Origin of the sequence: Paracoccus sp. MBLB3053 (assembly GCF_031822435.1) — a bacterium.
Classification (GTDB): Bacteria; Pseudomonadota; Alphaproteobacteria; order Rhodobacterales; family Rhodobacteraceae; genus Paracoccus; species Paracoccus aurantius.
Map to the genome: position 1 here is coordinate 97,476 of NZ_JAVQLW010000002.1, position 23,227 is coordinate 120,702.

A 23,227-nucleotide genomic window follows, 5' to 3' on the forward strand; every position below is an offset into this window, starting at 1 on the left:
ATTTTCCTGCATTGTCAGGGCTGTCGGATAGGCGGGCGCGGATCGCGGGGAGGCGGGGGACGGCGATCCGCGCCCTTTCCCTCATGCCGCGCGTGTCAGCTTCACGCCGGGGAAATCGACCGGCACGTCCAGCGCGACATTGAGGTAATTCGTGAAGAGGTTAAGCGCGACATGCGCGATGATCTCGACCACCTCTCCGTCGTCGAAGCCCGCTTCCCGCAAGGCATCCACATCGGCAGCCGCGATATCTGCCCGGTTCTCGACCAGCTTGATCGCAAAGGCCAGTGCGGCCGCAATGCGCGGGTCGGCCGAGCGACCGGCCTGCGCCTCGGCCATCTCCGAGCTGCTTGCTCCGGCCTTCCGGCCCAGACCGGTATGCGCAGCCAGGCAGTAATTGCAATTGTTGCGGTCGGCGATCGCCACGGCGATCTGTTCGCCGAGCTTCGCGCCGATGCGGCCCGAGCCCAGGGCGGCGAAGGACCCCCACATGCTCGAAAGCGCGGCAGGCGAGTTTGCGGCTGCCTTGAACATGTTCGGGACCATACCGAACGCGTCCTTGATCTGGGCCAATTGCTGGGCGGTGCTGCCCGTGGTCTGGGATGGGTCGACCAAATTGATCCGGCTCATCGGTGATCCTTTCATGCGTGCAAAAGTTCAATCGAGTGGGACGACCATGCCCGGCAGGCTGAGGTTGCCCGAAGCGACCTTGAAGACATCGCCGACGCAAAGCAGTGGCGCGTGAAGGTTGCCATCGACCTTCAGTCCCGCGGTGACACCGTCATACGATGCCCCGGCAATTCCTGCGATCAAGTGCAGCGGGATTTCCACGTCCACCGCGTCGCCCATGAAACTTGTCGGGTAGTCCGGACTGTCGATCAGCAGCGGCACGCCAGGCCATGTCGAAGGCAATTTCGGCATCGCGCCTTCCGGGATGTCGATGACCTTCAGTCCCCCGCCGCAGGCCTTGTCCTCGGCCAGAACGACCCAATGCGGGTGCCAGACGTCACGATTGACGCCGCCATTCGCAGCATCGTCGAAATCGGGGTGAAAGGTCACGGCCAATGCGACAATGCCCTGCTTCGCCTCGAATCCGACTTCGCTGCTATCAAGCGATGTCGGCCAGACATAGGCATAGACATCCGAGCCTTCGAACTTGCCGGTTTTTGACGGCTTCTGCGACCCCGCCTCGCCCCGGACGCGGGTCGAGAAGACAGCCGTATCATCCCTGATCGAGATCCGGGTCTCGATGATGTCAAAGGCCGCTTCCACGGCTTCGTCAACTTCGGATTTCACTGAATGGGCATGGAGCTGCCCGACCAAGGCAAGCAGGGCCATCGTAGAACAAATCGGGATGCGGATCATGGCGATGGCTTGCTTTGGTTCACTGGTTGCGCACAAAGCTGGCGATGATATCCGCTGCAAGCTGCGGATGTTCATGTTGCGGCCCATGGCCAGATCGAGGGAAGGTGACAAGGGTCACGCTTGGCAGGACCTCGTTCAGTGCGTACCAGTTCTCGACAGGGAAGATGATGTCGTGATCGCCGGCGATATGCAGGATCGGAACCTGCGTCGTTTTCAGCATCTGAAGGACGGGTTCAGCCGGAAAGGCCGGACTTCTGGGCCCATGCGCCAGAACCGGCCGCGCGAATTCTAGGGGAACCGGCGGCGAAAGGTCCTGCTTTCGAGCCTCGATCCGAGCCTGTGACCGAACGGCCGCCGCGCGGCTCTTCTCGGATTTCGGTTCGAAGAATAGCGCTGTGATATCCTCGATCGAATAGCTTTCCTTGCCTGCGATATCGTAAAACAACTGTTCGGCAAGTTTCACGAGATCGCCGGGCGGCGTCGTCCCCAAAAGCGCAAGATGGCTGATGCGCTCGGGGTAGAGCATCAGCGCGGCCTGCGCGGCCATACCGCCCAGCGACCAGCCGCCAAGAACCACATCACTCAGTCCCAGGCCCGCGATCAAATCGCGCGGATCGGCGGCCATGTCGATCGGATTGTAGCTTGGGGTTCCGTCCGAGAGGCCCAGGCCCGTATAGTCAAAGACGATGACCTGAAAGCCCTGACCCACCAGGGCATCCAGAAAGGCAGGGTCCCAAAGGTCCATCACGCCGCGAAATCGGTGGCAGAGGATGATCGGACGCCCTTCGCCCATTGTTCGATAGGCGAGAGTCCGGCCATTCATCGTCAGGTAGTCCGTAGGTGATGTTATCGCGGAAATCTGCTGGATATTCATGTGTATTCTCCGATGAGCGAGGGCAAACTTAGCCTCCTAAGCCTTGCCGTTGGTGTCGTGTTGCACGCGTCTGCTGCGCGTGCGGCTGCGAGTGCGCGAGATCATCTGGCCGGCAGCTTGCCGGTGACATCGCGGATGGGTCCGGTGAAACGCGCCCGGTCAGCGACTTCGGCACGCATCCTGTCTTGGCCGGTTTGCGCAGGAACGAGGCGTCGATGAGGTGTGCTTTGGGTCTGCGAGACCTGCTTCCAGACCTCGGGTTCGAATATTTGCGCGGTCTGGCCGACACGGGAATGGCAGAAGCGCATCGCGACTTTCTCCTAAGTACCGGCCGCTGCCAGCCGGTCTGGCGCGGGGTTTTCGCGCATGAAACCGAAGGACAGCGCCGCCGCAACGCCTGCGCCATAGGCCGGATCGGCCCGCATGCAGTTCGCGATATGGCGCTCGATGACTTCAAGCCCGGCCCCTGCGATGGCACGGGCGGTATTCTCGAATAGGCGCTGCCGTTCGTCGGCGGACATCAGGCGGAACAATGCCCCGGGTTGCTCGTAATGGTCTTCGAGAAGGCGGTGGTCGTAGTGACCGGCATCACCTTCCAGCGGCAGCGGCGGGTCCGCTTGGCCGTGGCTTGCCCATTCATCGACCGAGTTCGGCCAATAGGCGACAGTTGATCCGGCATTGCCATCGATCCGCATCTGCCCGTCGCGATGATAGGAATGGGCGGGGCAGCGCGGCGCATTGACGGGAATGCTCATGTGATTGACGCCAAGCCGATAGCGCTGCGCATCGCCATATGAGAAAAGCCGCGCCTGCAGCATCCGGTCGGGGGAAAAGCCGATGCCTGGGACAATGTTCGCGGGACTGAACGCGGCCTGCTCGACCTCGGCAAAGACGTTGTCCGGGTTACGATTCAACTCCATCACCCCGACCTCGGTCAGGGGGAAGTCGCGTTTCGGCCAGATCTTCGTCAGATCGAACGGATCGTGCTCATGCACGCGCGCCTGCGCCTCGGTCATGATCTGGACGCAAAGGGTCCAGCGCGGGAAATCGCCACGTTCGATTGCAGTATACAGGTCGCGATGATGGCTTTCTCGGTCGCCCCCGATCAGGGTCGCGGCCTCGTCATCGGCAAGGTTTGCGATCCCCTGTCCGCAGCGCCAATGGAACTTGGTCCAGACGCGTTCGTTCGCGGCATTGATGAGGCTGAATGCATGGCTGCCAAAGCCGTGCATATGCCGATAGGAACGCGGGATGCCCCGATCGCCCATCAAGATGGTAACCTGATGTAGTGCCTCGGGCAGCAGGGTCCAGAAATCCCAGTTGCTGTGCGGGTTTCGCATTCCGGTCCGTGGGTCTCGCTTCACCGCGTGGTTCAGATCGGGAAAGCGCAGCGGATCGCGGAAGAAGAAAACTGGCGTGTTGTTCCCGACGAGGTCCCAATTGCCCTGCTCGGTATAGAACTTCACCGCAAAGCCGCGAATGTCGCGTTCGGCATCCGCAGCCCCTCTTTCGCCGGCAACTGTCGAGAAGCGCACGAAGACGGGCGTCTGCTTCCCAATCCGATCGAAAATCGCGGCTCTGGAATGGGCTGTGATGTCACCGGTCACGGTGAAGGTGCCGAAGGCGCCCGAGCCCTTGGCATGCATGCGCCGTTCGGGGATCACCTCGCGGTCGAAATGCGCCAGTTTCTCGATCAGCCAGATGTCCTGCAACAGCGCGGGGCCGCGTCGCCCCGCCGTCAGGATGTTGACGTTATCGGCCACCGGTGCGCCATTGGCATGGGTCACGGGCTTCTCGCTCATGGCATGGACCTTTCCGGGGCTATGTGGCGTCCAGCACCTCGATGAAATCGATTGTCGTCAGGATCGTCCGGGCACATACAGGCGCTATAGGGACCGGCAGATAGCAGCGCCGTCCGCGCTGGGTCACAGGAAGCAGGTCGGGACATGGGGGAGCAGTCCTCGGCTTGATTTTCAGGGATAGTCTGGTCCCGCGTGCGGCCAGCGGAGTCTTTCGGGCTTGTCGCGGGACCAGGCCTCGGGCAGGGCGGATCAGGCGGCCTTGGCGGCCTGACCCAGATATTCTGCCGTCGAAAGCGCCTTGGCATAGGCAAATGACAGGGCGGACATGAAGGCCGCATGCGCCATCGCCGCCGGGACACGTGTGCCGTTGAACTCCAGATCGCGCGACGCACAGGCGTCATGGATCAGAACCACCGGATAGCCGAAATCGGCTGACGCCCGCGTCGCGGCATCGACGCACATATGGCTCATGTTGCCGCAGATCACGAGTTCAGAGACGCCGTTTTGATCCAGGTGTGCCCTGAGGTCGGTGTCCAGATAGGAATTGATCTGGTGCTTCAGCACGACATGTTCGTCCTTGGCAGGCGCGACCAGGGGATGGATCGCTGCCCCCTCGCTGCCAGGCCGGAAGAAGGGCGCATCGGGGCTTTCGAATTCGTGTTGGATATGCACCACCAGATCACCCGCTTTCCGCGCCGCCGCGATCAGACGCGCGGCATTGGCGGCAGCCTCCTCGACGCCCGCCAATGGCCAGTCGCCATCGGGAAAGTAGTCGTTCTGGATGTCTATGACGATCAGGGCTTTCTTGGGCATGGCGGATTCCTCCGTTAAGGATCAGCTTTCGAAGAAGGCAAGGAGGTCGGCGTTGATCACGTCGGAATGCGTCGTGCACATGCCGTGATCGAAACCGGGATAAGTCTTGAGCGTCCCGTTCTTCAGCAGTTTGGCGGATAACGGGGCCGAATCCGCGTAGGGCACGATCTGGTCGTCATCACCATGCATGACGAGGACCGGGACGGAGATCGCCTTGAGATCCTCGGTGAAGTCGGTTTCGGAAAACGCCTTGATGCAGTCGTAATGCGCTTTGGCCCCGCCCATCATGCCCTGCCGCCACCAGTTCTCGATCACGCCGGAACTGGGCGTCGCGCCGGGGCGGTTGTAGCCATAGAACGGCCCCGAAGGCACGTCCTTGAAGAACTGCGCGCGATTGGCAAGAAAGGCCGCGCGGAATCCGTCGAAGACCTCGATGGGAAGGCCGCCGGGATTGGCCTCGGTCTTGACCATGATGGGCGGGACCGCACCGATCAGCACCGCCTTGCCAACGCGGCCGGGCTTGGCGCGGGCGACATAGCGCGCAACCTCGCCGCCACCGGTGGAATGGCCGACATGGATCGCGCCCTTCAGGTCGAGCGCGTCGGTCAGGGTGGCGACATCGGCGGCATAGGTGTCCATTTCATTGCCGCTATCGGTCTGGGTCGAGCGGCCATGCCCGCGCCGGTCATGCGCGATGACCCGGAAACCCTTGTCCAGAAAGAACATCATCTGGCTGTCCCAGTCATCCGACGTCAGCGGCCAGCCGTGATGGAAAACGATGGCCTGCGCGTCGCGCGGACCCCAATCCTTGTAGAAGATCTCGGTGCCGTCAGAGGTGGTGACATAGGACATTATGAATTCTCCCTTTTTGGCGGTATCGGCCGCGAGGGCCGGGAAAGGCGGCAGCATGCTTGCAGCGATCGCCGCACTGCCTGCGATCAGCACGTCGCGCCGCGTTGCGTCGGGGAAGGGTGAGGTATTGCGGGTCATGGGCACCTCGAGGCTGAAAGGCGGTGGGATGCGATAAGGTCATGCTGGCGGCGACGGCGCCTCTTGACGAGTAAATCGCCGTAAAAAGTTGCAAAGGCGGATCAGCCCGGCACGAACCGATAAGCGCCGTCATGGCGCTCGGCGCGGCCGATCCCTGGATAGGACCAGTGGTAGCCAAGCAGTTTCAGCCTTTCGGAGGCAGCACGGTCCAAGAGCTTCTGCCGGTTTGACAAAGCGAGCTCGGGATCGGTGTCGAAGCCAAAATGCCAGCCGGGATGGGCAAAGAAGATCACATCATGCGTGCAGGCATCGCCCGTGATCAAAAGGGGTTCGGAGCCTGCGAGTTCGACCGAGATATGGCCTGGTGTGTGGCCGGGCGTTTCGTTTACCGAAAGCCCGGCAACGATCTCGTCCCCGTCGCGCAGAAGGGTCAGGCGATCCTCGACAGCCAACAGATCGCGTTTCGCGCCTAGCGCGAAGCCGTGCAGGGCGGCGGCGTTATGTGTCTCGAATTGCGGGTCGGTCCAGAAATCCCATTCCTTCCGGCCGACGTAATAATGCGCATTCGGATATCGCAACTTGCCGTCATCGCCCAGGGTCGCCCCTGAATGGTCGGGATGCGCGTGGGTCAGGATGACCTTGGTAATCCGGGCGGGTTCGATCCCGGCTGCCTTGAGATTGTCCTCCAGTCGACCCGTGCTGGGCTGGAAATTCCCACCGGCGCCATTGTCGATCAGGATCAGATCATCGCCTGCACGGATAACCGGGACGTTCGCCTGCACCCGCGCGCCGGACGCGTCCCCGCCAAGGGCCGTCAGCAGCGGGCCTCGTTGTTCGGGGGTGGCATCGGGCAGGAGCACTTCGGCGGGCAAGGTCAGGAAGCCGTCGCTCAGGACGGTGATTTCGAAACGTCCATGCCTCAAGCTATGGACTGGCTGAGCCTGGGCCCGGAACCCGGCCAAGGCCGTGCCTGTCGCACAAGCCATCAGCCCGGTGAAACGCTGCCGCGAAACCTGCGGCTTGATACCCATATGCATTGTCGGTTCCCCTTTTCGTGAAAGCGATTGCGGGGAAAAATTTGCGCCTGCACGAACCGACGGGCGAGTAAATTTGTGAAAAATCAGATCATCTCGCAAGCAGTCCGGCGCGAGAGGTCAAATATGTTAGGGCAGAAGCCGATTCCACTCAATATTGTACTTTGGAAAGGCGACAGCATCCGGCAGGTCCACTAACATACCACGATCTATCCTAGATTTCGGCAGTGACGAGGTGGAAGGTGGACGACGCGTTTCAATATTCGGAAAGGCAGCGCGAGGTCCGTTTCGGGGAGTTTCGCTTCTTCTTCAGCTCCGGCGTGCTCTTGCGACAGGACAGCCCGGTCAGGATTGGCAGTCGCGCGCGCATGCTGTTGCAAAGGCTGGCGCAGAGCCCAGGCGAAACCATAGGATATGCCGAATTGATCTCATCCGCCTGGCCCGGCATTCATGTCGACGAAGCGAACCTGCGCGTCCAGATGTCAACGCTTCGGCGTTTGCTCGACGCCGGATCACCCGGACCTTCCCATATCGTGAACACACCCGGGCGCGGTTACTCGCTGAACTGCGAGCAACTGCCCGGGCCGGAATGCTCGCCGAAGATCGGTCAGAACGTCGTTGGGCTGCTTGCGCCATTGTCCACGATGATCGGCCGGGGGGAGGATATGGCCGTTGCCCTGGACCGGCTCCAGTGCCATCGCTGTCTCAGCATCGTGGGGCCGGGCGGAATCGGCAAGACCCGCCTGGCCGTCTCATTGTGCTGGCACATAGCAGAAGCTGACGATCGTCGGATTTGTTTCGTTGATCTGGCACCTCTTGGTTCGTCCGATCTAGTGCCAGCAACCATCGCCGCCACATTAGGCGGGACCGAGGAGCTGCATGCCCCGGCCGAGCAGCGTATATTGACGGCGATCAGAGGCAGTCCGACGCTGTTGGTCCTCGATAATTGCGAGCATGTGCTTGAGGCGACCGCGGAGCTTGCCAACACTCTCCTGCAGCAAGCCCCAGAACTGCGCATCCTCGCCACCAGCCGCGAGCCATTCCTGATCGACGGCGAGGCTGTCTTGCGTCTGGGCGGCCTTGCGCTGCCACCCGACGATCCTGTGCCTGCATCTCTTGCCGAGGCGCTCGACTATCCTGCGATCGAGCTACTGGTCGACCGGGCGATGGCCGCGCATGGCGTTGTCTTTTCGGGGCAGGACGTTCCCGCGCTGGTGCGCATCGCACAGCGTTTGGACGGAATTCCGCTGGCGATCGAACTGGCCGCCAGTCGGATCGAGGCCATCGGCGTCGCAGCCCTTGCGCAGGCGCTTGACGGTCAGATCACCCTGCTTGACGGCGGCAAACGTTCGGCCTCACCGCGGCACCGAACCTTGGTGGCGACGCTCGAATGGAGCTTCGATCTGCTCTCCGACGATGAGCGGAACCTGCTGGTCACCCTTAGCGTCTTTCAGGGCGAGTTCCAGCTTGAAGGTGCCGGGCAGGTTTCGCAAACCGAGTTCGAAAGCCTGCTGCGCCTTGTTTCTTCGCTTGTCACAAAATCCTTCATCATTGTCAGCCGCTCGGGCCAAACGGTGCGATATCGGCTGCTTGAGACGACGCGCGCCTTTTGTGCCGCGCGGATGGCAAGTCGGGCGGATGCATCCGAAATCCAGCGCCGCCACGCCGCGCACCTGGTCACGGAACTGGCGCTCGCGATCGGGGCGGGCAGCGCGAATGCCGAAGGCAATGCCGAACTGCGCCGGATCGCCGCCGATGTCCGTGCAGCCCTTGCCTGGGGACTGTGCGAGGGCGGGGACGCAAGGCTGGCCGTGCAGCTGATCGTCGAAAGCGGCCCGTTGTGGCTGCGCCTGTCGATGCTCAAGGATTATGCCCTCATCATCGAGCGGGCAATCGACGTTTTCTCGACCCATCCCGAGCTGGACGAGACCGACCTGGTCTGGCTTGCCCCCAGCCTGCACAAGGCCTGGTACAATTCGCTGGGCCTGTCGCAAAAGGTCCAGCCGATGCTGATCAGGGCCATTGATGTCGCGCGCCGGACCGGGAACCGAAGTTGCCATCTCGACTGTCTCTGGGCGATGTTCGGCACCCGCCTGACGCAAGCCAGGTATGGCGGTGCCTTGGCGTATGCCCGTGAGTTCCAGCAGGTGGCCGAGGCTTCGGGCGACGCCGCGCAGATCGCCATGGCCCATCGCATCGTGGCTCTCAGCATGTGGCGGGACGGCAATCTTTCGGATGCCGCGCGGCATGGACGGGCGGCGCTGCGCTCGAACGCCCAGATGACGGCCCATGTGCAACTGGACCTCATGTACAAGCAGGGCGTGACCTCGCGGGCGAACATGTCGAACCTGCTTTGGCTGACGGGTCAGGCGGATGCCGCGCTGGACCTTGCGCATGAGGCCGTCACCGTCGGGTTGTCAGGCGATCTGCTGGGGCTGGCCTATGGTCTGGGAATGATGATCATTCCCCTGACTTTCTGGGTCGGCGACATCGAACAGGCTGAATCGCTCTCGGCCCTGTTGATGAAAATCTCGTCCGAGAATGACTACAGCTATTGGGGGCGATGGGGCCGAACCTATCAAAGCGCGGTCCATCGCTTGCGACATGGCGCGGCGGCCCCGGACGACGCCATAGACGCTTATGCCGCGGAAATGGATGGGTTGCACCGCCATATCCTTGCCACCATCCTGCCGGACCAGCCTCTGGAATGGGTCACCCAGCACGACGCTGCAGAGGTGCGCACAGCTCCACACTGGTGCACCGCAGAATTGCAGCGCATCGCTGCATTGCAACTTCTTGCCAAGGGAGACACCGAAGGGGCACGCGCTCAGCTCGCATTCGCATTCGATACCGCTCGGGGCCAAGGTGCCACGGCTTGGGCGTTGCGAATTGCAACCAACATCGCCGATCTGGAACGGCACAGCGGTGAAACCGACGCGGCGCGGGACATGCTGACCGAGACGCTCGGACGCATGTCGCAAGGTGCGAAAACGCGGGATGTCAGGCGGGCACGAAGACTTCTGGCCGAATTGCAGTGACAGCCGGTCTGGCCACGTGGCCGCGCGCGTGATCCGGAAAGTGACACGATCCGGATCTGATGGGGCTGGTTCGGCCCTTAAATCGCCGCCTTCCTTGGCGCGAAACGGTCGCCCCTAGGAATGATGGGCAGCGACCCCGATCGCCGGTCGCGCAGCGATCAGAGCGCAGACAGGATCATGTCCGCCCGGACCGAGAGATCATTCTCCAGGGCGGGCAAGGCGAGATCGCCGATCCGTTGCTGCCAGTCTGCCGTGGCAAGGGCCAATCCGTTCGGAAGATCCAGTTCCGCAAGCGTGGCGGCCACTTCCCGCATTTCGGCTGCGCGGCGACGGCCGTGCACCATCATCCGCTCGAGGTTGTAGGCTGCCTGAACCGGCCAATCGATGCCAGGGTTGGAGGCCTGAAGCGAGGCCAGAACCCTTTCCTCGACCCCGGCACGACGGGCCGCGAGCAGGCATTCGGCGGTCAATGCCTCCATTCCCTTGATCATCACCGAACGGATCATCTTGATCGAGGATGCATCGCCGACCGCATCGCCCGCCAGTTTCGCCCGCATGTCCAGCGCCGAAAGAAACGACTCGGCCTCAGCAGCATGCGGTCCGGCAATCAGCAGCGGGGTGTGGTGCAGCTTGGGATAGACGGGCGCCATGATCGCCACATCGACATAGCGCGCGCCCGCGGCCTCGACGATATCGCAAGCGCGCCGCTTCGCTCCGGGAGAGCAGCTGTTTCCATCCAGCCAGAACGTGCCGGGCGTCAGGAACTCGGCGGCCTGCGTCGCGGCCTCGACCGCGCGATCGGCGGTAACCAGGCAGAATACCGCCCGTGCGCCCGAAAGCGCCGAAACCCGATCTGCAGCCAGGCTGACACCCGATCGTGCGGCGCGTTCCCGGGGCAGGGCGGCAGCCTCAGGATCATCGCATTTGGGATCATAGGCCCGCAGGTTCTCCACCGCGTCATGACCCCAGCCGGTGGCGAAAGCCTCGGCGGCCTCTCCAAAACCGATAAAGGCAATTCCGCCAGCCGTGATGTCAAAAGCATTCATGCTCGTCCTCCCGTTTGCTGCATGACTATCGGCTCGGCGAAAGAAGGCAATTCGCCATAGCCGTCACTTATGGATGGTGATGCGCTTCGGAATTGCACCTGCCGGACGAAGTGCCCAGAACCGAGGCCGAATTGTCGCAGGGAGAGAGCAAGATGAGCGATCCGTTTCTGGAATTGCTGGGGGCATCTGGATGGTGGTCTGACCCTTCGGACACGCAGCCCCATGCCCGCGACTGGCTCGACCGCCATGGCGATCGCCCGTTTGGCATCGCGCTGCCAGCTTCGACCGCTGAGGTGGCGGCGACCCTGCGGCTTTGCGCCGACCTTGGGTTGAGCGTCACCCCTCAGGGCGGGAATACGGGGCTGAATGGCGGCAGCGTGCTTTCGCCCGGTCAGCGCGGCATCATCCTGTCGCTGTCCCGCATGAACCGCATCCATGCCATAGATCCGATCGAGATGACAGCGACCGTCGATGCCGGCGTGGTCTTGCAGGCGCTGCATGAGGCGCTGGCCGCCGACGACCTGATGTTCCCGCTGCATCTCGGCGCCGAGGGAAGCGCCCAGATCGGTGGGCTGATCGCCACCAATGCCGGGGGCAGCCTTGCCGCGCGCTACGGCATGATGGAGGCCCAGGTGCTTGGGCTTGAGGCCGTCCTGCCTGACGGATCGGTGTGGGACGGGATGCGTGCGCTGATCAAGGACAATGCCGGCCTGCAGTTGCGCAAGCTGTTCTGCGGCGCCGAGGGCAGGCTGGGCGTGGTCACCCGCGCGATCCTCCGCCTGCAACCCGCTGCTTCCAGGCAGGCAACCGCATTGCTCGCCATGCCCGATCTGCAATCTGCGCTGCAGCTGGGCGCGAAATTGCGTCGCGAGGCAGGTGACATGCTGACGGCGGTCGAGTTCTTCAGCGAAGCCGGGCTCGAGATGCTGCTGCGCAACCTGCCCGAGCTTTCCCGCCCGATCGAAACGAAGGCCCCGTTCTATCTTCTCGTTGAACTGTCCAGCCCACGCAGCAGCGACGATCCAGAGGCGGTGCTGGCGGAGATTCTCGAATCCGCCTTCGAGACCGGTGAGGTGCTGGACGGGACCATTGCCGCCTCGACGGCGCAGCGCTCCGCCCTCTGGCGGCTGCGCGAGGAGATGCCCGAGGGCCAGCGTCGGGAAGGCCCTCAGATCAAGCATGACGTGGCCGTTCCCGTGACGCGCCTGCCCGATTTCATCGCCCGCATCGAACAGGAACTCGGCATGATCCTGCCCGGCTTGCGGATCAATCCCTTCGGCCATCTGGGTGACGGCAATGTCCACCTGAACCTCTCGCCCCCGGTCGATGCGGATTTCGCCGGCCGCGAGGCGGCGCTGTCCACCGCGGTTTACGACCTTGCCACCGCCATGGGTGGGACATTCTCGGCCGAGCATGGCTTGGGGCAGGCCAAGGTCGCCTTGGCGGATCGGCTGCGCGATCCGGTCGAGCGTCGGCTGATGGCGGCGATCCTTGCGGCGGTCGACCCCGAGGCGCGCATGAACCCCGGAAAACTGGTCTGACGACCGTTTCTGCAAAGGCGGGCATGATGGCCGGCCACGCGGCCTGAAACTTGCGGCGGCCTCCGACGGTACCGGGCGCTGCATCCGCATTTCCCGAAGCATTCTTGACGCCTATAGCATGATCTTATTTGCGCCCCGTCAAAACTGATTTGTTCACCCTGCCTCGCAGCCGCAAAAGAGGGGCTGGAGTGAAGCCGGTGCCTTCGTGCGATGGAGCGGCAGGGGAAATCAGGGAGGTATCGGATGGATGGAATCCTTCAGTCACTGGGGGTGATCTTCAGCCTGTCCGGCGTGGCAGTGCTGCTGATAGGGGCGCTGCTCGGGATCATCATCGGGGCATTGCCGGGGCTGGGCCCCTCGATCGGGTTGAGCCTGCTGATCCCCTTCACATATTCCATGTCGCCCGAGCTCAGCATGCTGCTGATGATCTCGCTTTACACGTCGGCCGAATATGGCGGCTCGATCAGTGCTATCCTTCTTTCGACGCCCGGCACCGCTGCCGCCGCCGCGACCGCCATCGACGGCTATGCCATGGCGCAGAAGGGGCGCGCGAACGAGGCGATTTCGATTTCGCTGACCGCTTCGACCATCGGTGGGGTTCTTGGCGGGCTGGCGCTGCTGCTGCTCGCCATGCCGCTGGCAAAGCTCGCGCTGCAATTCGGACCGGCAGGCTATTTCGCGGTAGGGCTCTTCGGTCTCAGCTCGGTCGCTGCGCTGTCGGGCGGCTCGCTGGTCAAGGGGCTACTGGGCGCGGCACTGGGTCTTGCCCTGGCGACGGTCGGGATCGACCCGATCGCGGGCACGCCGCGTTTTACCTTCGGCCAGTTCGAGCTTTACGAGGGCGTGCCGTTTCTTGCCGCGCTGATCGGGCTGTTCGCGGTCTCCGAGGCGATGGCGCTGGCCGAGAAACACGCCCGCGCCGTGCCGCAGGTCAAGGAACGCGTCGGCCATGTCTTCATGTCGTTGGCGCTGTGGCGGCGGACCTGGCGGGCGATGATCTCGGGCTCGGTGATCGGCACGCTTCTGGGCATCCTGCCGGGGCTCGGCGGCAATATCGCCTGCTGGGTGGCGCGCGACTATGCCCGCGCCCGCGACCCCGAGCCGCAGGAATACGGCCATGGCGCGCCGAACGGGATCGCGGCGCCCGAGGCATCGAACAATGCCACGGTCGGCGGGGCGCTGGTGCCGCTGCTGGCGCTGGGTGTCCCCGGTTCGCCCACCACGGCGATCATGATGGGCGCGCTCATCATGCACGGCCTGCATCCGGGTCCACAGCTTTTCACCGAAGCCCCGAGCCTCGTCTATGCCATCCTGTTCGGGGTGATCATTGCATCGCTCGTGCAATATCTGGTCGGCTCGCTGTTCCTTCCCGTCCTTGCACGGACCGTGCGGCTGCCCGACGGGGTGATCGCGGCGGGGATCATGGCCTTTGCCATTCTTGGCGCCTTCGCGATCCGCAACCTGATGTTCGACGTCTGGATGACGCTGGGCTTCGGCCTGCTGGGCTACGCGATGAAGAAGCTGGATTTTCCGGTCGCGCCGGTGATCCTCGCGATGGTGCTCGGCTACCTGATCGAGTCGAACTACCGCACTGCGCTTGTCGCCTCGCAGGGGGATTATTCGGTCTTCGTGACCGATCCGATCAGCCTGCTGTTCCTGATCCTGAGCCTGATCAGCGTGCTGGTTCCGGTGCGCCGCGCATGGCGCGCGCGCCGCGCCCGCGCCGTCGTCACCGAATGAAAATTTCATCAAAGGGAGAGAGAAAGATGAAACCTGCCGATTTTGGTCAGCGCCTGCGCAGCTTCATGCGCGCGGCCGTGGCCACCTTCAGCCTTGCCGCTGCAGCAACAGCCTTGCCGCAAACTGCCGCAGCCGAATTTCCGGAAAAGCCGGTGACGCTGGTCGTCTGGTCGGGCGCAGGCGGCGCGCTCGACACCTATGGTCGCAAGCTGGCCGAGCTTCTGGAAAAGGAATCAGGTTGGACCGTCAAGGTCGACAACCGCCCCGGCGGCAGCGGCGCGGTCGGCCTGTCGCAGATCGTGACCCAGCCCGCCGATGGCTACAGCATCCTGGTTCTGACCGGCACGCTGACCTTCGGCATCGCGCAGGGTCTGATCCCGTTCAAGCTCGATGACCTGCGCCTTCTGCGCGCGATGCAGTCCGAGCCCTCGTCGCTGGCGGTGCTGAAAGACAGCCCGTTCCAGAACGTGCAGGATTTCGTCGATCACATGAAGGCCAATCCGAACGGGCTGAAGGTCGGCGGCCATTCCTCGGGCGGCTTCCACCAATACATGCTCTACCAAATGATGAAGCAGGGCGGCTTCGAAAGCGGCTGGATCCCGCATGACGCCTCGGGCAAGGTCACGCTGGGCCTGCTGGGCAAGCATATCGACGCGGCGATGATGACGCCCTCGACCGGGCTGTCGCAGGTGAAAAGCGGCGAGATCCGCCTGCTGGGCGTGACCACGGCCGAGCGTTCCCCCTTCCTGCCCGACGCGCCGACCTTCAAGGAACAGGGCTTCGACATCGAAGGCTCGATCTGGCGCGGCATCGCGGTCAAGGCGGGCACGCCAGATGAGGTCGTCGATTCCATCCAGACCGCGATCGACGAGGTGACCGCCTCCGAGGACTGGAAAAAGTTCCAGGAAGAGCAGTTCCAGGACAGCCCGAACTGGGCCGAGGCCGAGTTCACCGAGCGGACCAAGAAAGATCTCGAGGAACAGCGCGAGTTCCTGCAATCCGCCGGGCTGATCAATTGACCGCGCCTGCACCCCTTGCTGACCGGAACATTCCGGTCAGCGAACTTGCCGCAGGCGCGCTTTGCATTGCGGCAAGCGGAACCTTTCTTGCCCTGGCCTTCGCCCTGCCGGACGGGCATTCACGGGGCGATGTCGGCCCTGGCGCACTGCCCGAGCAGATCGGCATCTTTGGCCTGCTCTGTTCGGCGATCTATCTGGTCCTGACGCTGCGCGGCGCCTTTCCCGGCGTGAAGGGCAAGTTCGCGGATGCGCCACGCGCGCTGGCAAGCTTTGCCATCTTCGCACTTGGCATGATCGTGGTGCCCTGGCTGGGACTGGCCCTGTCGCTGGCGACAGCCGCAGCCGGATTGACCTTGCTGTTTCAGGGCGATCGGCGCTGGCTGCGCGCGGCCGCGACGGGGATCACCTTATGGCTGATCGCAACGCTGCTCTTCCAGCGGCTTTTGGGGCTGCCGCTGCCTTGATCCGCCTCGTCGCGATCTACGCCCTCTGCGCCTGCTCTGGTTGGCTTTGCGCAAGGATGGGCCTGCCCTTGCCCTGGATGATCGGCCCGCTGCTGACCACGGCCGCGATGGCCTTGTCGGGGATGCTGCCCAAGGCATTGCCGGTCAGGACAAGGCCCTTCGGCCAGGCCGTCGTCGCCTCGACCGTGGGCCTGTCCTTCACGACCGAGGCCTTGCATGTCGTGATCGCCACCCTGCCTCTGCTGGTCGGGATGGCCACGATGACGGCGGTGCTGGCGCTGGGGCTATCCGTCATGCAAGCCCGCATTGCGCGGGTGCGGCTGTCCCGCATGGCGCTTGCGACATTTCCCGTGGCCCCGGTCGAGGCGGCCATCATTGCGGAAAGTTGCGGCATTCCGCCCGCGCCGGTCGTGATGGCCCAGACCCTGCGGATTGCCGCAATCGTCGTGACCGTTCCCCTGCTGCTTTACGCCATCGACGGGCGCCCGGATGCCTTGTTGCCCGTGCGGGTCGCGGATGCCGGGCATCCCGCGCTGCTGGCGGTCGTCGTTCTGCTTGCCGCCTCCGGCGGACAGATCTTCAGACGGCTTGGCTGGGCCAACCCCCATTTTCTGGGCCCCTTGACCCTCACCGCGATCGTCACCGCCTCGGGTATCGCGCTGCCTCACTACCCGCCGCCGGTCTTGGCCGCGGCGCAGATCCTTTTGGGTGCGTGGCTTGGTTCGACTTTTCAGACGCATCTTTTTCGCGGCGCCTGGCATGAAATGGTCGTCTCGCTCATTGGCACGGTCCTGCTGCTGGCTTTGACGTCCGGCGGTGCGCTGATCCTCGCGAGGCTCAGCGGGTTGAACTGGGAAACTGCCATTCTCGGCACGGCTCCGGGCGGCGTGACAGAGATGGCCTTGACCGCACAATATCTGCGCCAGGACGTGGCGCTGGTCACGGCGGCCCATGTCGTAAGGATCTTCTTGCTCATGCCGCTTGCCCGGCCCCTGATCCGGCTGCTGGATCGCCACGACCGCGCCGATGCGACCTGATCGGCAAGGCGAGCAGGGGCGCTTCGCTGGCCAGGGATGGGAAAGGCTCTGCCTGTCGGCAAATGCTCGTCCATCAGCCGCGAAATGACGAAAGGGGGCGAACCGGCACCCTTGGTTCCAGAACCCGGTGCGCCCCGAGCAAAGGCAATGCTTTGCTGCCCAGGTCGGGACCAGGGCGCTTGGGGTCGGGTGCGCGGGCGCGGCCAAGGGCGATTTCGGTGACTTCATCCTTCGTCTTCTGCCGGGTTTTCTCGGCTGTCAGAACAGCTACTGCCACCACCTACTGCCATTGTCGCAATTGACAGAGCATCTGCAGTGCCGTGAACTTTCAAAGCAGAACTGCAACGGGAGGAGTAACCAAATGGCAGTGATCTCTGGTGACGGTGTGTTCTCGCACGTCTTTCTGGGCGCGGCGGACATGGATGCGTCGGTCAAGTTCTATGACGCGACGCTGGGTGCGCTTGGCGTGAAAAACCTCGGTCCGTTCGGGAACGGCTGGATGCTTTACGGCAGGGACAAGCCTGCCTTCATCATCGCCCGCCCCGGCAGTGGCGATGCGCCGTCGAGCAATGGCGTGACGGTCGGTTTCGCCGCGGCGAGCACCGACGAGGTCGATGCGTTCCACGCCAGTGGCCTCGCGAATGGTGGGACGGATGAAGGTGCTCCCGGTGCGCGCAGCCACCTGCCTGGCGCCTACGCCGCCTATCTGCGCGATCCGGCGGGCAACAAGGTGTGCAGCTATACGTTTACGGACGGCAACTGAGGAAAGTCATTGCGGGACGGCTTTTCGACGGAGGCGTGCTTTTGCAGGCACGTCTCCGGTACCGGGTTGAAAACCATCCCATTCCTGATCTTGCTGACCGCGGCCGGGTTCATCATTTTCGGCATATCGTTGGGCGTGGTCCCAGGTGCAAAACGCATGGCGGTCTGGGTCGGCGGGACAGACGATGTCGGCGTCGCCCTCGACCGTCTATATCGGCCTGAAGCTTGCGCCCATGACGTTCCCCTGACGCGCGCCATGACCTGATAGCGAAGCCGGCATGCGGCCTGAAGCGACTTCGGGAACCGGATGATTGCGACCGGGCGTCCTCAACATGGGACATCGAACGGCGCGGGAATATGCACCATCCCATGCATTGCTTCAGCATGGGTCAAAGCGCTCGACCGTTTTCTCGAATGGATGGCTATCGGATGCCGGTCAGCAGCCGCGGGCCTAGCGTCGGACCCGCCGGTGTTCCGGCAGAGTCGGGTGCGCCGGAAACGTCCCTTGGGGCGATGCCAAGCTGACAGGTCGATCATAGCCGAAATGACAGCCGACAGATTACCTGTGATGGGGCACAAACCCCGCGCGGCAATTCGAACGCACAAGCGCCAAAGCAGTCGCGAACTTGCCGCAGCAGTCATTCGATCTGCGGACCGGCCAGACACCAGGGCTATCGGCTTTGTCTGTTGAAAGTAATGCTCCTTCAATCCCTGTTCGGCAGGGATGGATGAAAGCCCAGGTCAGGCCATCGTCGTCCACGCTCGGCCCCGGCCGGCCAATGCGCGAGGCGGAACGCGAATGCTTCCGAGCCCGGAGATGGAACACGGGAAATGCTGCTGCGTTCGATGTCACGCTCTGCCCGGCCCGTGGACCCGTCCCAGCGACGGGCGCATGCGGCAACGGGGGGCGTCGAACAATCATTCGGGCAGGCTCTGTCGCAAGCGTGACCGGCCAAATGCGGAAATGGCCTGCGAATTGCGCTATCCGTCACCTATCTGCTTACGCGATCACGATCATTGGCATGAGGACCGCATGAACGAGACTTCACGAAACAAGGGAAGCTCGGGCGATCGCTATGCCCGCGAGCTTGAACGACATCTGGACTGGCTCGATACGTTTTCCTCGACCGCGCTGGGGGTGCTGGCGGCGGCATCGGGGATCTATACCTATCTTGGGGTTCGAACTCTGTTGGACAGTCCCGGGATCTGGACGACTTTCGCCGCGCTGTCCTATTCGGTGGCCGTATCGGTCGGAATCTTCGTCTTCTGGTCGTACATGCTGCGGCTTCTGCCGGCGGTGCGCAGCGCGGCCTCACGCGTCGGGCTTCTGCTAGCCATGGGGCTGGGCAGCATCGCCATCGTCGCCATGTCATCTTGGCTGAACGCCGCGGCACTTGCGGGTGGTGCGGCGGTCGAGACCCATATGGCCACGACCGTGCAGCATTACCAGGCCTCGCTTGAGCGCGCCCACTCCAATGCCGTCGGCGGGCAGTCGCTGACCCGCGATGTCGCGCGGGTTCGGCAAAGCTTCACCGATCTTTCCGAACAAGAAGCGGGCGGCACGCTTTCTGGCTTTTCCGGGCGCGGTGCCGTGTTCCGCGTGCTGACCCAGAAGGGCGCCGAACTGCAGGCGCTCGAGGCGCAGCTTGCCTCGGTTGCCGAGCCGATCGAGGAGACCTTTGCCGAGGGCAACCGGATCCTTTCCCGGATGAGGGGCATTTCGGTCGAGCCCGGCGCGCTTGAAGGCCGGACGGTGCGCTTTTCGGAAGACGCGGTGGAACTCGCGGGTCTCATCACCCAGCTTCGGCAACTGAACCCGGCGCCTCTGGTCGCGCGCGCGGCAAAGGATTTGTCCGATGCGGTGGTCCTGCCCGAACTTGACGGCTCGACGCCGGAAATGCGCGCAGGGCAGTCCAGCACGATCAGCTCGGTCCTGACATTGGTCGAACAGCGCGCCAGTACCCTTGCCAGCGCGGCGGCCGAGGTCGAGACGCTGCCGCAACCCGATGAAACCGTCTATGCCCCGATGTCCGCCGCCGATGCGGTGATCGTCTACGCCCGGAATTTCGTGCCGGCCTGGGCGGGCGCGATCTCGATCGACCTGCTTCCTGCGGTTCTGGTCTTCATCATCATGGTGGTGCAGGCCGCGATTCGGACCGGGCGCGGCGATCATGATACCGACGACCGCATGACCGTCGGCGAGCTGCGCGCGGCCCTTGCCGCGGCCGAACAGTTGCGCCAGGCGGAGGTGGTCAGCGAACCACCCCGCGCGCTGCAAAGGCCGGAGGGCTAGATGCGCCTTTTTTCCTCGCCACAGGCCGCGATCCGGGCCGTGCTGGTGTCGCAGGTCGTGCTGGCCGCAGCGATCGTCGGGCTGGACCTGATGCAGTCCCCGGGCAAGGCGGCGCCGGGCCTGTTCACGCCGGCGCCCGGCGGACCCGCAACCCGGCCCTATCGTCCAGATATGCGCCCCGGCACGCCCGGAAGCCCCGCCATGCGGCCAATGGCCGACCGGCTGGAATTCAGCGCAGGTGACGAGGTTCTGCGGGTTTCGGGCCAGATCGCGCCGGGGGATGCCACCCGTTTCCTGGCCTGGCTCGAAGAAACCCGGCCCGAACCAGGTCTCGTGACGCTGGACAGTTCGGGCGGGTCGGTTTCGGACGCGCTGGCGATCGGAGATACCATTCGCTCGGCCGGATATCGCACGAAGGTCGAAGCCGGCGCGGTCTGCCTGTCGGCCTGTCCCTATATCCTGGCTGCCGGGGTCGAACGCAGCGCCGCGCCCGGTGCGGTTGTCGGCGTGCATCAAAGCTATTTCGGCAAGAACACCCTGCTTCCGGCCTTCATGGCGGTCAGCGACATGCAGCACGCGCAGGCCAATGTGATGGACTACCTGACCCGGATGGGCATCGACCTGCGCCTTGTCATGCATGCGCTGCGCACGCCGCCGGACGAGATCAGGGTTCTCGACGCCGAGGAGATGCGCGATCTGAAACTGACCACCGAAAGTTCCGAGAGCTAGGGCGCACCGTTCAGAAGGCGAGGCAGGGTGAAAGCGCCTGACGCAAAGCCTTGGTGGACCCGCTGAGCGACAGCACCCCCTGATCCTTGCCCGCGATGTGCAGGGTGACGCCGGCGGCGGCCCCCGAAAGCGCGGCGGCCAGCCCCTGGCTGCGCGGATCGAGGATATAGGTCTTTTGCGTAGCCGTTCCCGCGATGCCGGGAACCTCGATCTGGGACTCCGCGAATTGAAAGGTGAAACTGGTCGAAGGCGCGCCCGCCGCTTGCGACAACGCGGCCATGATGACCGGCCGGTCACGCAGGCAAAGTGCCGAAAGGGCGATCAGGATGCCGGTGCCCGGCCCTTCGGCGATCACCGGGCCGCTGCCCGCCTGGCGCGTCCGCCACGCCCTTGTGGCTCCGGTTGGGGCGACACGGGGGGCCGCCGCGACGGGCGCGGGCTTGGCGGTTGGTGGTTCGGCCTGATCGAAACGTTTCTCGATCTTGCAGCCATCAGCGCCGATCCGGGGTGGTTTGCAAAGCTGTCCGTGCAGGGACAAGATCACGGTCTTGCCGCGCAGCGTCCAGGCTTGTGCATTCCCGCCCCATGCCACGCGGTAGCGCTCGGGACCCGAAAGCCAGATCGTGACCGGGCATCCCGCCGAGCCGCAGAAGAAACTCCAGGCATTCGCGCATTCGAGCCCTGCAAGATCGGTGACGTAATCCGACCGTCCGTCGCCATCCAGATCGCCTGCCGCGGTCAGGTAGTTGTCGAGCAGTTTCGGGTTGCCACCGGCCCCCTTGCACGAGGCGAGGTTTTCGCGCGTGAAGGCGTCAATCTCTCTGGGCGTCTCGGCGCTCGCGGGGGGCGCCGAGATGACCGCGAGGGCAAGGGCCAACGGCCGCATGGATGGGGCGAGGCAGCGGCTGCGGAAGGATCGTGAGATCACGGGATTCCCTCTGACCTGGCCGGGTCGCGCTGGCGCGCGCTGCCCGTGATTGGCGTTTCCTGTCGAAGTGAGCCGATCCTACCGCAATCTACCTTCTATCCAAAGCGCTCCGTTCTGCCCTGTAGATCCTGACCCCGCGACCGGCGCGGCTGCTTATCGCGGGGGCAGGTCGCTGTCAGGCGGCGGCGAAATTGCTGGGATAAAGCGCGCGCATGGACGCCTCATCCCCAGGTGTCTTGAAGCTCACGCCTTCGGCGATCTTCTCGGCAACCTTGACCGCGGGGCGGCTGTTGATGCTGTCGAACCAGCGCGCGACTTCGGGGAAAGCCGCCAACGCGTCGGGGCCCAGGACACGCGGGGCGCGGGCGACCCAGCCCCAGGCCGAGATGTCGGCGATCGAATAGCTGTCGCCCACGATGAAGTCGCGCCCCTTCAGGTGGTCGTTCAGAACCTGATAGTGGCGCTCGATTTCGCGCATGTAGCGGTTCTTGGCATAAGGAACGTCTTCGGGGGCGGCATGGTGGAAATGGACCGATTGACCCGAAAAGGGCCCAAGCCCCGTCCCGATGAACATCAGCCAGGACAGAAGAGCGCCGCGATCCTGCGGTGCCACGCCGAACTGGCCGGTCTTCTCAGACAGATAGATCAGGATAGCGGTGCTATCGAAGACGGCTGCGCCATCGTCGACGATGGCGGGCAGCTTGCCATTGGGATTGACGGCCCGGAACTCGGGCAGATGCTGTTCGCCCTTGGCAGTATCGACTGGTACGAGTTCGAAGGGGATGCCGGTTTCGGCCAGAAACAGCGCGACCTTCATCGGATTGGGGGTCGGGTGGTAATAGAACTTGAGCATGTGCTGTCCTTTGGAAAACGATTCGATCACGCGGTGGGGGCGAGCTTGTCCTGCGTCTTCAGCTCGAAATCCGATGCGTCATGGCGTTCGTGAAGCTGCTCTTCCAGCGGCCCTGACGTGCGGTTGACGATCCGGCCACGCTGGACCGCAGGCCGGGCCAGGATCTCTTCGGCCCAGCGGCGAAGGTGGCGGTAGCTTTCGACGTCGAGGAATTTGCCGGCGTCATATGCCCGTCCCAGCACGAGATTGCCGTACCAGGGCCAGGTCAGAATGTCGGTGATCGTATATTCGTCGCCGCCCAGATAGCGGTGCCGGGCCAGTTCGCGATCCAGCACGTCCATCTGGCGTTTCACCTCCATGGTGAAGCGGTTGATGGGATATTCGAACTTCTCGGGCGCATAAGCGTAAAAATGACCAAACCCACCGCCGAGATAGGGGGCCGAGCCTTGAAGCCAGAACACCCAGTTCATGACCTCGGTCCGGGCAGAGGGGTTCTCGGGCAGAAAGGCCCCGAACTTCTGGGCGAGGTAAAGAACGATCGCACCGCTTTCAAAGACCCGGCTGCCGGTATCGCGGTCCAGCATGGCGGGGATCTTCGAGTTCGGATTGACTGCGACGAAGCCCGAAGAGAATTGATCGCCTTCGCTGATCCGGATCAGATGGGCGTCATATTCCGCGCCCGTCTTGCCGATCGCCAGCAACTCTTCGAGCATGATGGTGACTTTCTGCCCGTTCGGGGTGCCCAGCGAGTAAAGCTGTATCGGGTGCTTGCCCAGCGGCAGTTCTGCCTGATGGGTGGCGCCGGAAACGGGGCGGTTGATGCTGGCCCATTCGCCGCCATTCTCGGCGTCCCAGGTCCAGACTTCGGGTGGCACATAGGTCGTCATGTCGCATTCTCCTTG

At 63.6% G+C, this 23,227-nt stretch carries 21 protein-coding genes; 9 read left to right on the forward strand and 12 right to left on the reverse strand.

Translation table 11 applies throughout. The features are described 5' to 3' along the window. Window positions 1-81 precede the first annotated feature (81 nt). From RGQ15_RS14665 to RGQ15_RS14700, 8 genes are all read right to left on the reverse strand, one after another. Entirely contained in the window at window positions 82-627 is a 546-nt protein-coding gene (locus RGQ15_RS14665; RefSeq protein ID WP_311161221.1) for a carboxymuconolactone decarboxylase family protein, read from the reverse strand. A gap of 27 nt (window positions 628-654) precedes the next feature. Further along, window positions 655-1,362, reverse strand: a complete 708-nt coding sequence (locus RGQ15_RS14670) for a hypothetical protein (RefSeq protein WP_311161222.1) — start codon at window positions 1,360-1,362, stop codon at window positions 655-657. Window positions 1,363-1,381: 19 nt separating this feature from the next. Then, window positions 1,382-2,236 carry an alpha/beta fold hydrolase gene (locus tag RGQ15_RS14675; protein WP_311161223.1) on the reverse strand — a complete coding sequence of 285 codons (855 nt, stop codon included), beginning with the start codon at window positions 2,234-2,236 and terminating at the stop codon, window positions 1,382-1,384. Window positions 2,237-2,337: 101 nt separating this feature from the next. Continuing rightward, window positions 2,338-2,544 (reverse strand): hypothetical protein, encoded by a 207-nt coding sequence (locus RGQ15_RS14680; RefSeq protein ID WP_311161225.1) that lies wholly within the window; start codon window positions 2,542-2,544, stop codon window positions 2,338-2,340. Window positions 2,545-2,556: 12 nt separating this feature from the next. After that, window positions 2,557-4,038, reverse strand: coding sequence for a catalase (locus RGQ15_RS14685; protein WP_311161227.1), 1,482 nt, complete (start codon window positions 4,036-4,038; stop codon window positions 2,557-2,559). A 249-nt stretch (window positions 4,039-4,287) separates the two neighbouring features. Then, window positions 4,288-4,851: a cysteine hydrolase family protein gene (locus RGQ15_RS14690; RefSeq protein ID WP_311161228.1), complete on the reverse strand. Its 564-nt coding sequence runs from the start codon at window positions 4,849-4,851 to the stop codon at window positions 4,288-4,290. A 21-nt stretch (window positions 4,852-4,872) separates the two neighbouring features. Further along, window positions 4,873-5,841 carry an alpha/beta hydrolase gene (locus RGQ15_RS14695; protein ID WP_311161229.1) on the reverse strand — a complete coding sequence of 323 codons (969 nt, stop codon included), beginning with the start codon at window positions 5,839-5,841 and terminating at the stop codon, window positions 4,873-4,875. Window positions 5,842-5,942: 101 nt separating this feature from the next. Further along, complete coding sequence (locus tag RGQ15_RS14700) at window positions 5,943-6,878, reverse strand: MBL fold metallo-hydrolase (RefSeq protein WP_311161230.1); 936 nt, start codon at window positions 6,876-6,878, stop codon at window positions 5,943-5,945. Window positions 6,879-7,117: 239 nt separating this feature from the next. Between RGQ15_RS14700 and RGQ15_RS14705 the strand changes: the two genes are divergently transcribed. Then, window positions 7,118-9,913 (forward strand): ATP-binding protein, encoded by a 2,796-nt coding sequence (locus tag RGQ15_RS14705; RefSeq protein ID WP_311161232.1) that lies wholly within the window; start codon window positions 7,118-7,120, stop codon window positions 9,911-9,913. A 158-nt stretch (window positions 9,914-10,071) separates the two neighbouring features. On the opposite strand, the gene RGQ15_RS14710 is transcribed toward RGQ15_RS14705, so the two are convergent. Then, on the reverse strand, window positions 10,072-10,959 hold the full coding sequence (locus RGQ15_RS14710; RefSeq protein WP_311161234.1) for an NAD(P)-dependent oxidoreductase: 888 nt from the start codon (window positions 10,957-10,959) through the stop codon (window positions 10,072-10,074). A gap of 152 nt (window positions 10,960-11,111) precedes the next feature. On the opposite strand from RGQ15_RS14710, the gene RGQ15_RS14715 reads away from it, so the two are divergent. From RGQ15_RS14715 to RGQ15_RS14750, 8 genes are all read left to right on the forward strand, one after another. Continuing rightward, window positions 11,112-12,500, forward strand: coding sequence for an FAD-binding oxidoreductase (locus RGQ15_RS14715; protein ID WP_311161236.1), 1,389 nt, complete (start codon window positions 11,112-11,114; stop codon window positions 12,498-12,500). A gap of 243 nt (window positions 12,501-12,743) precedes the next feature. Then, window positions 12,744-14,240, forward strand: coding sequence for a tripartite tricarboxylate transporter permease (locus RGQ15_RS14720; protein ID WP_311161238.1), 1,497 nt, complete (start codon window positions 12,744-12,746; stop codon window positions 14,238-14,240). Window positions 14,241-14,266: 26 nt separating this feature from the next. Next, window positions 14,267-15,259, forward strand: a complete 993-nt coding sequence (locus tag RGQ15_RS14725) for a tripartite tricarboxylate transporter substrate binding protein (protein WP_311161240.1) — start codon at window positions 14,267-14,269, stop codon at window positions 15,257-15,259. Next, complete coding sequence (locus RGQ15_RS14730; protein ID WP_311161241.1) at window positions 15,256-15,723, forward strand: tripartite tricarboxylate transporter TctB family protein; 468 nt, start codon at window positions 15,256-15,258, stop codon at window positions 15,721-15,723. Before RGQ15_RS14725 ends, RGQ15_RS14730 begins: the two co-directional genes overlap by 4 nt. Next, entirely contained in the window at window positions 15,669-16,760 is a 1,092-nt protein-coding gene (locus RGQ15_RS14735; RefSeq protein ID WP_311161242.1) for an AbrB family transcriptional regulator, read from the forward strand. The genes RGQ15_RS14730 and RGQ15_RS14735 overlap by 55 nt, the downstream gene beginning before the upstream one ends. A gap of 361 nt (window positions 16,761-17,121) precedes the next feature. After that, entirely contained in the window at window positions 17,122-17,523 is a 402-nt protein-coding gene (locus RGQ15_RS14740) for a VOC family protein (RefSeq protein ID WP_311161243.1), read from the forward strand. A gap of 1,032 nt (window positions 17,524-18,555) precedes the next feature. Further along, window positions 18,556-19,815, forward strand: coding sequence for a hypothetical protein (locus RGQ15_RS14745; RefSeq protein ID WP_311161244.1), 1,260 nt, complete (start codon window positions 18,556-18,558; stop codon window positions 19,813-19,815). After that, the gene (locus tag RGQ15_RS14750) at window positions 19,816-20,544 is read left to right on the forward strand and encodes a COG3904 family protein (RefSeq protein WP_311161246.1); all 729 of its coding nucleotides are present in this window, start codon (window positions 19,816-19,818) and stop codon (window positions 20,542-20,544) included. Between the two features lie 10 nt (window positions 20,545-20,554). Here the strand turns inward: RGQ15_RS14750 and RGQ15_RS14755 are convergent, their stop codons facing one another. From RGQ15_RS14755 to yghU, 3 genes are all read right to left on the reverse strand, one after another. After that, complete coding sequence (locus RGQ15_RS14755; RefSeq protein WP_311161247.1) at window positions 20,555-21,472, reverse strand: hypothetical protein; 918 nt, start codon at window positions 21,470-21,472, stop codon at window positions 20,555-20,557. A 175-nt stretch (window positions 21,473-21,647) separates the two neighbouring features. Further along, window positions 21,648-22,325 carry a glutathione S-transferase family protein gene (locus tag RGQ15_RS14760; protein ID WP_311161249.1) on the reverse strand — a complete coding sequence of 226 codons (678 nt, stop codon included), beginning with the start codon at window positions 22,323-22,325 and terminating at the stop codon, window positions 21,648-21,650. A gap of 26 nt (window positions 22,326-22,351) precedes the next feature. Further along, window positions 22,352-23,212: a glutathione-dependent disulfide-bond oxidoreductase gene (gene yghU, locus RGQ15_RS14765; protein WP_311161250.1), complete on the reverse strand. Its 861-nt coding sequence runs from the start codon at window positions 23,210-23,212 to the stop codon at window positions 22,352-22,354. Window positions 23,213-23,227: the final 15 nt, after the last annotated feature.